This is a genomic window from Streptomyces sp. NPDC001709 (genome assembly GCF_053596375.1).
In genome coordinates, this window is sequence record NZ_JBSFGB010000006.1 from 80601 (window position 1) to 90446 (window position 9846).

The 9846-nt window shown below is 72.5% G+C and carries 8 protein-coding genes; 5 read left to right on the top strand and 3 right to left on the bottom strand.

What is annotated here, in order from left to right:
• Positions 1–230 precede the first annotated feature (230 nt).
• The 4 genes from ACWC0C_RS11210 to ACWC0C_RS11225 all read left to right on the top strand — a co-directional run bounded on the left by ACWC0C_RS11210 (position 231) and on the right by ACWC0C_RS11225 (position 4301).
• Positions 231–422 (top strand): SPOR domain-containing protein, encoded by a 192-nt coding sequence (locus tag ACWC0C_RS11210; protein WP_449195724.1) that lies wholly within the window; start codon positions 231–233, stop codon positions 420–422.
• 30 nt (positions 423–452) lie between these two features.
• Entirely contained in the window at positions 453–893 is a 441-nt protein-coding gene (locus ACWC0C_RS11215) for a (deoxy)nucleoside triphosphate pyrophosphohydrolase (RefSeq protein WP_450863342.1), read from the top strand.
• Between the two features lie 120 nt (positions 894–1013).
• Positions 1014–1442 carry an ATP-binding protein gene (locus ACWC0C_RS11220; protein ID WP_449195722.1) on the top strand — a complete coding sequence of 143 codons (429 nt, stop codon included), beginning with the start codon at positions 1014–1016 and terminating at the stop codon, positions 1440–1442.
• Between the two features lie 270 nt (positions 1443–1712).
• A complete protein-coding gene (locus ACWC0C_RS11225) occupies positions 1713–4301 on the top strand; it encodes a SpoIIE family protein phosphatase (protein WP_450863344.1) in 2589 nt (862 codons plus the stop codon).
• Positions 4302–4338: 37 nt separating this feature from the next.
• Here ACWC0C_RS11225 and ACWC0C_RS11230 read toward each other — a convergent pair whose 3' ends face one another.
• Positions 4339–5970 (bottom strand): hypothetical protein, encoded by a 1632-nt coding sequence (locus ACWC0C_RS11230; RefSeq protein ID WP_450863346.1) that lies wholly within the window; start codon positions 5968–5970, stop codon positions 4339–4341.
• 81 nt (positions 5971–6051) lie between these two features.
• On the opposite strand from ACWC0C_RS11230, the gene ACWC0C_RS11235 reads away from it, so the two are divergent.
• Positions 6052–7149: a hypothetical protein gene (locus tag ACWC0C_RS11235; RefSeq protein ID WP_450863348.1), complete on the top strand. Its 1098-nt coding sequence runs from the start codon at positions 6052–6054 to the stop codon at positions 7147–7149.
• Here the strand turns inward: ACWC0C_RS11235 and ACWC0C_RS11240 are convergent.
• Together ACWC0C_RS11240 and ACWC0C_RS11245 are read right to left on the bottom strand one after the other, a co-directional pair.
• Positions 7136–7900, bottom strand: a complete 765-nt coding sequence (locus ACWC0C_RS11240) for a succinate dehydrogenase/fumarate reductase iron-sulfur subunit (RefSeq protein ID WP_450863350.1) — start codon at positions 7898–7900, stop codon at positions 7136–7138. The genes ACWC0C_RS11235 and ACWC0C_RS11240 overlap by 14 nt on opposite strands.
• A complete protein-coding gene (locus tag ACWC0C_RS11245) occupies positions 7897–9834 on the bottom strand; it encodes a fumarate reductase/succinate dehydrogenase flavoprotein subunit (protein WP_450863351.1) in 1938 nt (645 codons plus the stop codon). The genes ACWC0C_RS11240 and ACWC0C_RS11245 overlap by 4 nt, the downstream gene beginning before the upstream one ends.
• Positions 9835–9846: the final 12 nt, after the last annotated feature.

Consider the following 9846-nt stretch of genomic DNA (forward strand, 5'->3'; position numbering starts at 1 on the left):
CTCACGACGGCGCGTTCGCTTCTGTGCGCCCCCACCCTTCTGGCTGGTTGCGTACCTCTTTGTGAAAAGGCGTATTCGCTGCGTGAAGGTTGGGCGTACGCTCGGGCATATGCGTATTGCGGTTTCCTTAGGCGGGGCACGGCGGGGGGCCGGAACCCCCCGGGCGAGCGCGGCCGGACGTGGGGGAAGGTGGGCCGGTGCGAGAAGGAGCGACGCGAGGGGCGGGGACCATGAGTGAGGGGACGGTCTCGCTGCCCTGGATCGTGATACGGCAGGACGACAACGGCAATCGCTACCGCGTCGGCAGGTACGCCACCCGCGCCGAGGCCCAGAAGATCGCCGACAGCCTCGACGACCGGGGGCACAAACAGCTCTACTGGGTCGAGCGCATCGCCCAGAACGGGGACGGCGCCCGCAACTGACCTCGCGGGCCCTCCCGTAGGCTCCGCCCCATGACGCCCAGCACGCCCATGGCACCCAGGACGGACCGGATCGTGGTGGTGGGAGCCGCCCTGCTCGACGGCGACCGGCTGCTCGCCGCCCGCCGTAGCGCACCCGCGGACCTGGCCGGCCGCTGGGAGCTGCCCGGCGGCAAGGTCGAGCCGGGCGAGCGGCCCGAGCACGCCCTGGTGCGCGAACTGCGCGAGGAACTCGGCGTCGACGCCGAGCCGGTCGAGCGCGTGCCGGGCGAGTGGCCGCTGCGGGCGCCGTACGTCCTGCAGGTGTGGACCGCCCGCCTGCGCCCCGGCTCGCCCGCCCCCCGGCCCCTCGAGGACCACGACGAGCTGCGCTGGCTCACCCCGGACCGGATCTGGGAGGTCGACTGGCTCGACCAGGATGTCGCCGCGGTCCGGGAGGTGGCCGCGCGGCCACCGCACCACCCGAGCTCTTAGGTGCGCGGTTCGCCAGGCGGAGCGCCCCGTACGCCGTTCGTGCCACAGTGCGCCCTCTCAGGCGGTACTGCCCCCGGGATATCGGGTATGTGCCCATTAACCCCATGAAACCGGACATGGGTGGGCTCGCTGGCCTGGGAAGTGATCGGCGTGATCGACACCGATGGCGACTGCGCCGAGTGGACCTTTCCCGCGGAACCGGGCGCCGTGCGCACCGCACGCGCCGCGGTCCGCGGCCAGTTGCACGGCTGGGGCCTCGACTGCCTCGCCGATCTCGCCGCGTTGCTGGTCAGCGAGCTGGTCACCAACTCGCTGCGGCACGCCACCGGCCCCATCGGGGTACGGCTCGTCCGTCCCGTCAAACTGGACGACACCCTGCTGGTGGAGGTCTCCGACCCGCTGCCCGACCCGCCGCGCGAGCGCGTCGCCCGCGACGAGGACGAGGGTGGCCGCGGACTGCAACTGGTCGCCGGCTCCTCGCGCCGCTGGGGCACCCGGCCCGGCGTGAGCGGAAAGACCGTCTGGTTCGAACTGGCAGTGCCGGGGTGAGCCGGAGGCGTGCGGGGAGCACGGGGGGTGTACAGCGGGCGGGAGTGCGTCCATCGTGCGCTCCGGGGGCGCGGCCGGTCCCTCGGTGCGTGATTCGAGGGCGTGTTCCCTGGTTAGAAGAGTGGAAGTGTTGTCACGGACGGTCCGAAAAACATCTGGACCGAGCTGTGATCGTGAACACCGTGTCGTGCGGCGCCGTAGTGCTGGATACTGCGGGCAGCCGCCTTCGGTGACCGGTGCCGACGCGGTGAGCTGGAGGGGACGGTTCGCGTGAGCGAGATACCAGCGAAGGCCACGGAGTCCGAGGACCCGTCGGACGGCGCGAGGAACCAGGCCGCGGAAGCTGCCGCGGCACCCGGCGACGCCATGTGGCAGAGCAGTCCGCCCGGTTCGATCTACGACTACATCAAGGTCGCGTCCTTCTCCATCAACACCGGCGGGCTGGTCGACCAGTGGAGCCTGCGCGCCGAGCAGCTCTTCGGCATCCCCGCCGCCCGTGCCGTCGGCATGGACCCGATAGAGGCCTTCGTCGACCCCGATCTGCGCGAGCGCGGCCAGCGCAAGATGGCCGAGATCCTCGACGGACGGGAGTGGACCGGGGTCGTACCCTTCCGGATGCCGGACACGGCCGACGGCGCGCGCGGCGAGGAGGGCCTCGCCGAGGTCTACGTCATGCCCACCCGGACCGCGGAGGGCGACAAGGCGGCCGTCTGCATCGTCGTGGACGTCCGCACCCTGCGCAGCATCGAGACCGACCTCGCCGCCTCGCAGGCCATTTTCGGTCAATCCCCGTTCGGATTCCTGCTGATCGACATCGATCTGAGGGTCCGTCGGGCGAACCAGAGATTCGCCTCCATCTTCGGCGGATCCCCGGACGACCACCGTGGCAAGGGCGTTCACGACTATCTGCCGCGCGGTGAGGCCGAGCGGGTTTCGGCCACCCTGCGGCGGGTGCTGGAGAGCGGCGAGTCCATCACCGACATGCACGTCACGGGGTACGTCCCCGGCTCCGAGGAACGCCGGCACTGGTCCGTCAACCTCTACCGCGTGCACAGCGGCAGTGGCCGGCCCATCGGCATCGCCTGGCTCGGCACCGACATCACCGCCCGCCGGGCCGCCGCCCGCGAGGCCGCCGCCGCCCGCCGCAACCTCGCCCTGCTCAACGAGGCCGGCGCCCGCATAGGGAACTCCCTGGACCTGGAGACCACGGCCCGCGAACTCCTCGACGTCGTCGTCCCCGGCTTCTGCGACCTCGCCACCGTCGACCTCTACCAGGGCCTGCTCACCGGCGACGAGACCCCGCCCGGCCTCGCCGACGGCAGCGCCGAACTGCGCCGCGTCGCCTTCGCCAGCGCCGTCTCCGGCGCCCCCTTCGCCGCCTCCGGCGAGCCCGTCGAGGTCGGCGCCGTCCACCACTTCCCCTTCAACTCGCCCTGCGCGGACGCCCTGCGCACCGCCCGCCCACGGTTCCTGCCCGCCCAGGACGGCGGACTGGTGCAGTCCACGCTGGCCGTGCCGATGGTCGCACACGACACGGTCGTCGGCCTCGCCCAGTTCGCCCGCACCAAGGGCAGCGAGCCGTTCGGCGACCGCGACCGGGACCTGGCCGTGGAACTGGCGGCACGCGCGGCGGTCTGCATCGACAACGCGCGCCTGTACCGCCGGGAGCACGAGCGGGCGCTGATCCTGCAGCGGTCGCTCCTGCCGCCGGGCGACCCCGAGGCCTCCGGGCTGGACATCGCCTGCCGCTATCTGCCCGGCAACGCGGCCACGGAGGTGGGCGGCGACTGGTTCGACGTCATCGAACTGCCCGGCCACCGAACGGCGTTGGTCGTGGGCGATGTGATGGGACGGGGCCTGCGGGCGGCGGTCGCCATGGGTGAACTCCGTACGGCGGTACGGACCTTGGCGCTGCTGGATCTCGAACCCGCCGAGGTCCTGTCGGCGTTGGACGAGATCGCGCGGGGGCTGGGCACTCCGGGCGGGGTGCAGCAGGCGACGCGCACGGCACGCCAGCCGCGCGACGCCGACCTCTCCGAGGTGTACCTCGCGACCTGCGTGTACGCCGTCTACGACTCCGTCACCAGACGCTGTACGTTCGCCAACGCCGGCCATCTGCCGCCGGTGCTGGTCGAGCCCGGCGAGTCGGCCCTGATGCTGGACGTGCCGCCCGGCATGCCGCTCGGGGTGGGCGGCGAGCCCTTCGAGGAGGTCGAGGTCGACCTGCCGGAGGGCGCGCTGCTGGCCCTGTACACGGACGGCCTGGTCGAGTCCCGCGACCACCCCCTGGACGAGGGCCTGCAGGCGTTCGTCGGCGCGCTCACCGACCCCTCCCGTCCCCTGGAGGACGTCTGCGACCACGTCCTCAACACCCTCGACACCCACCACGGCGAGGACGACATCGCGCTGCTGATGGCCCGGGTGCAGGGCCTGCCTGCCGAGTCCGTCGGCGACTGGACGCTGCCGCGCGAGCCGCGCAGCGTGGGGCGGGCGCGGGAGTATGCGCGGGGGCAGCTGCTGAGCTGGGATCTGGAGCCGCTCGTCGACACGACGGAACTGCTCGTCAGCGAACTGGTCACCAACGCGCTGCGGTACGGCGAGGGGGAGATCCGGCTGCGGCTGCTGCTGGACCGCACGCTGGTGTGCGAGGTGTGGGACTCCGGCCTGGTCCAGCCCAGGCGCCGACGGGCGCGGGACACGGATGAAGGGGGCCGGGGGCTGCAGCTGGTGGGGTTGCTCAGTGCGGCGTGGGGCTCGCGGCGGACGCCTCGCGGCAAGACGGTGTGGTTCGAGCTGCCGTTGCCCGGTGGGGAGGCGGGACTGACGGACCCGGCGGAGGCCTTGCTGAGCCTCTTCTGACCGGCTGCACGCACCAGCCCCCGCTCACCTGCGTTGATCAGGCCCCGTTTCCTCCCTCCGTTTCCTCCCTGCGGCTTGATCCGCCGGACAGGCCCTGGGCAGGCGTCGAGAAGCGGTGGCGGGACCTGGTCTGCGGGCCGCCGTAGCTCGCCGGTGGCCCCCCGTCCGCGTCCTCTGCCAGCAGCACCCCGCCCAGAACCGCACCGGCGAGCCCCGGCGCGTCGCCGTCGGTGCCCGCGTACGGGTGGCCACGGGACCGTACGTCCCGTTCGGCCAGGTCGCGGGCCTCGCGGGCCAGGGAGTCGGCCGTACCGGCGTGGTCCGCGCCCAGTTCCCGTGCCGCCTCCGCCAGGCGGACCCGGGCCTCAGGGCCCACGGCGCCCCGGTGCACCGCGACGAAGTCCTCCGCCCCGGCGACGGAACCCCTGGCCACCAGCAGCGCCGCGGCGGCCGGCGCGCCGGTGTGGCCCGTCTCCAGCCGTTCCACGGCGCGCGCGATCCGGCGCAGGGCGTCCAGCGGGTCGTAGGGGCCCGCCGTCAGCTCCTCCCGTACGGCAGCCTGCACACCGTCCGCGTGGGCCAGCCGTGCGTGCAGCTCACCGCTGGTCAGGGGCACCCGCACCGCCCCTTGCCGAACCGCCGCGATCTCCGCCTCCGCGCCGGTCAGCGCGGCCGGCACCAGCTCGGCCGCCTCCCGCAGCCGTGCCGCCAGTCGTTCCACCCCGGTCACCAGGACCCCGGCCTGGGCCACCGCGCCCTCGGCGGCGCGCAGCTGCCCGGCGGCCCGGGCGCCGTCGCCCGCGTCGGCACTCTGGCGGGCCTCATTGAGCCGCATGGTCGCGAACACCAGCCTGTCCTTGGCCTGTTCGACGTATCCGGTGACGGACGAGACGGCCGCGGGCGTACAGCGCTCGTGCAGGGCGGTCAAGGTGTCCTCGGCGGTCAGCGTGCGCCCCGTCAGCTCCCGGAACCGCCCCTCGGCGACCTCCAGCGCCCCGGCCAGCCCCGGCCCCTCCAGCTCCCGCAACCGGTCCAGCGCGGGGGCCTGCGCGTCCAGCCGGCGTCCCGCCTCCGCGCACCGGCCGACCACACCGATCAGCGCCTGCCGCCGCACGGTGTCGTCCTCCGGCACCCCCTGCTCGTACCGCCACCAGATCGCACAGGCGGCCGCCAGCTCGGTCTCGGCGGCCCGCAGGGCATGGACGAAGGGTTCGGTCTCCGTCTCGCCGAACCGCTCCTGGACGAAGCCGAGTTCCTCTCGGCTCGTGCGTACACAGTCGTCGGCCAGCACCAGCGCGGCACGGGCCTGGCGCTCGAAGTCGGCCGGGGTGGGGGCGGGCGGGGCGACGGAGACGATCCCGGGGGTGGTGCGGGTGCGGGCGCGGCGGGTGCGGCGCAGGTAGCCGTATCCGGCCAGCACCACGGCGGTGACCCCGGCGAGGAGCGGCAGTACGAGGTCGGCGGTGGACGCCCCGTCCTGCTGCGGTGCGGCGGCGCTCGCGACGGTCCCGGCCGGCGCCACGGGAACCGGATCTCGTGCCTCGGCCGTCATCACCGGCAACACCAGCCAGCCGACCCCGACCGCCACACCCAGCACGGCATGCGCCACCCGCACCCGTATGTGCGCGGTGGCACGCCGGGGCCGGCCCCGGATCAGGGAGGACGTCACATTTCGGAGCGTATGGGCAGGTAGACGCCTTCGCGAGCGGGACGGATACGGGTGGGGGACGGATCGAGCAGGGGGTCAGGAATGCACGACAGGGGAGCGGACGGGCCGGGAGCGGACGAGCTGGGAGTGGACGGGCCGGGACCGGACGGGGCTGCGGGTGGCAAGACGAATCGCCGCCGCTTCCTTCGCCGCACCGTGATCGCCACCCTCCTCACCCTGCTCCTCCCCCTCCTCACCGCCGAAACAGCCCTCCGCCTCAACTACACCGGCACCCCCGAACCCGGCACCACCACCCGCCACCAGGACGCCCTCTGGCTGGGCCACGCCTGGGTGGACGGCCGCAAGACGGCACAGGACGTGCGGACCCTCGCCCACCGGCTGGAGAAGACCGGCGTCCGCGACCTCTACGTCCACTCCGGCCCGCTGGAACACAACGGCACGCTCCCCGGCTCGGCCTACCCCAAGGCCCACTGGCTGACGTCGGCGCTGCACACCGCGGCGCCCCAGGTCCGCGTCCAGGCCTGGCTGGGCGACAAGCTGGCCGGCGAGACCCCCGACGGGCTGCGCCTGGACCGCGTCGAGACCCGCACCGCGATCCTCGCCTCCGCCCGCCGCGTCCTCGCCACCGGTTTCGACGGTGTGCACGTCGACCTGGAACCCCTGCACTCCGGCGACCGCGACTACCTCGCCCTCCTCGACGACCTGCGCGCCCTCACCCGCGCCCGGCACGCGGTCCTCTCCGTCGCCGCCCACCAGATCGACCCGCTGCCCGCGTTCCACTCCTTCTGGGGCGCGACCACCGGGCACCCCAAGTGGTGGTCGCAGTCCTACTTCGGGCAGGTGGCCCGCCGCGTGGACCAGATCGCCGTCATGTCGTACGACACCATGCAGCCCCTGCAGGGCCTCTACGGCGGTTACGTGGCCCAGCAGACAACCCTCGCCCTGGAAGTCACCCCGGACACCACCGACCTCCTCATGGGCCTGCCCTTCTACCACGAGAACCGCTTCGGCCACCGGGCCCGCGCCGAGACCGTCCCGGCCGCCGTCCGCGGCGTCCGCCTCGGCCTCTCCCGCACCGCCCCCGACCGCATCCGCTTCGGTGTGGCCCTGTACGTCGACTTCGCGGCAACGGAGGCGGACTGGCGCGCCTACGAGGAGGACTGGGTCACCGCCTCCTGATCTTCGAGCCCAGCCACACCAGCGGGTCGTACTTGCGGTCGACCGCGCGTTCCTTCAGCGGGATCAGGGCATTGTCGGTGATCTTGATGCCCTCGGGGCAGACCTCCGTACAGCACTTGGTGATGTTGCAGTAGCCGAGGCCGTGTTCGTCCTGGGCCGTGCGCCCCCGGTCCAGGCCGCTCTCGTCGGCCGCGTCCAGCGGATGCATGTCCAGCTCCGCCACCCGCATGAGGAAGCGCGGGCCGGCGAACGCCGTCTTGTTCTCCTCGTGGTCGCGGACGACATGGCAGGTGTCCTGGCACAGGAAGCACTCGATGCACTTGCGGAACTCCTGCGAGCGGTCCACGTCCTCCTGCGCCATCCGGTACTCGCCCGCACCGACACCGGCCGGCGGCACGAACGCGGGGACCTCCCGCGCCTTCCGGTAGTTGAAGCCGACGTCCGTCACCAGGTCCCGGACCACCGGGAAGGCGCGCAGGGGCGTGACGGTGATCGTCTCCTCCCGGGAGAACACCGACATGCGGGTCATGCACATCAGCCTCGGCCGCCCGTTGATCTCCGCGGAGCACGAACCGCACTTGCCCGCCTTGCAGTTCCAGCGGACCGCGAGGTCGGGTGCCTGGGTGGCCTGGAGACGGTGGATGATGTCCAGGACCACCTCTCCGTCGTGCACCTCGACCCCGAAGTCCTCGAGGCCGCCCCCGTCCACATCGCCCCGCCACACCTTGAAGCGGGCCTCGTAGCTGCTCACTCGTACAGCTCCTCTTCGGCGAGGTACTTGACCAGCTCCTCCTTCTCGAAGAGGGCGAGCAGGTCCGGGCGGATGGGGTCGGTGGTCTCGCGGGTCAGGCGGATCTGGCCCCGCGCGGGGTCGGTCGCCGCGAGGCCGCCGGTGGGGTCGGCCAGGGTGCACAGCAGGTTCACATTGCGCCAGGCGCGGTCCATGGTGGGGTGGTCCTCGCGGGTGTGTCCGCCGCGCGACTCGGTGCGCTCCAGCGCCGCCCGCGCCACGCACTCGCTGACCAGCAGCATGTTGCGCAGGTCGAGGGCGAGGTGCCAGCCCGGGTTGAACTGGCGGTGGCCCTCCACGCCGGCCCGGCGGGCCCGTACCCGCAGTTCGCCGAGCTTGTGCAGGGCCTGCTCCATCTCGCCCTCGCGGCGGATGATGCCGACCAGGTCGTTCATGGTCTGCTGGAGTTCCTGGTGCAGGGTGTACGGGTTCTCCGGCGGGCCCGCCTCGCCCTCCCGGTCCGTCTCCGCCGAGAACGGGCGCAGGGCCTCCGCCGCGGCCGTGTTGACCTGGGCGTCGTCCACCGGCGGGCGGCCCCCGGCGAGAGCGGCCGTGTACTGCGCCGCGTGCCAGCCCGCCCGGCGCCCGAAGACCAGCAGGTCGGAGAGCGAGTTGCCGCCGAGCCGGTTGGAGCCGTGCATGCCGCCCGCCACCTCACCGGCCGCGAACAGCCCCGGCACCCCGTGTGCCGCCGCCGTGTCGGAGTCGACGGCGATGCCGCCCATCACGTAGTGACAGGTCGGCCCGACCTCCATCGCCTCCGCCGTGATGTCGACGTCCGCCAGCTCCTTGAACTGGTGGTACATCGAGGGCAGCCGACGCCGGATCACCTCGGCGGGCATCCGGGTGGACACGTCCAGGAAGACCCCGCCGTGCGGCGAGCCCCGGCCCGCCTTCACCTCGGCGTTGATGGCGCGGGCCACCTCGTCGCGGGGCAGCAGATCGGGTGGTCGCCGGTTGTTGTCCGGGTCCTCGTACCACCGGTCGGCCTCCTCCTCCGACTCGGCGTACTTCTCCTTGAAGACGTCCGGGACGTAGTCGAACATGAACCGCTTGCCCTCGGAGTTCCGCAGGACACCGCCGTCGCCGCGCACCGACTCGGTGACGAGGATGCCCTTCACCGACGGCGGCCAGACCATGCCCGTCGGATGGAACTGCACGAACTCCATGTTGAGCAGGGGCGCCCCGGCCAGCAGGGCCAGGGCGTGCCCGTCACCCGTGTACTCCCACGAGTTCGACGTCACCTTGAAGGACTTGCCGATGCCGCCGGTCGCGACCACGACCGCGGGGGCCTCCAGGACGAAGAAGCGGCCGGTCTCGCGCTCGTAGGCGAACACGCCCGAGACCCGGTCACCGTCCTTCAGGATCCTGGTGACCGTGCACTCCTGGAAGACCTTCAGCCGGGACTCGTACTCCCCGGTCTCCTTGAAGTCCTCCTGCTGCAGCGCCACGATCTTCTGCTGGAGCGTGCGGATCAGCTCCAGGCCCGTGCGGTCGCCGACATGGGCCAGGCGCGGGTACTCGTGGCCGCCGAAGTTGCGCTGCGAGATCCGGCCGTCCTTCGTACGGTCGAACAGCGCGCCCCAGGTCTCCAGCTCCCACACCCGGTCCGGGGCCTCCTGCGCGTGCAGCTCGGCCATCCGCCACTGGTTGAGGAACTTGCCGCCGCGCAGGGTGTCGCGGAAGTGGACCTGCCAGTTGTCGTGCTCGTTGACGTTGGCCATGGCCGCCGCGATGCCGCCCTCGGCCATCACCGTGTGCGCCTTGCCGAAGAGCGACTTGCAGATCACCGCCGTACGGGCGCCCCGTTCGCGTGCCTCGATCGCGGCCCGCAGCCCGGCGCCGCCGGCACCGACCACGACGACGTCCCACTCCTGGCGGTCGACCACGGACATCAGCTCAGTACC

Bases quoted from the DNA above. Each gene is read 5' to 3' on its own strand.
- ACWC0C_RS11210 (WP_449195724.1), top strand. From the start codon at position 231: ATGAGTGAGGGGACGGTCTCGCTGCCCTGGATCGTGATACGGCAGGAC.
- ACWC0C_RS11245 (WP_450863351.1), bottom strand. From the start codon at position 9,834: ATGTCCGTGGTCGACCGCCAGGAGTGGGACGTCGTCGTGGTCGGTGCC.
- ACWC0C_RS11235 (WP_450863348.1), top strand. From the start codon at position 6,052: ATGCACGACAGGGGAGCGGACGGGCCGGGAGCGGACGAGCTGGGAGTG.
- ACWC0C_RS11215 (WP_450863342.1), top strand. From the start codon at position 453: ATGACGCCCAGCACGCCCATGGCACCCAGGACGGACCGGATCGTGGTG.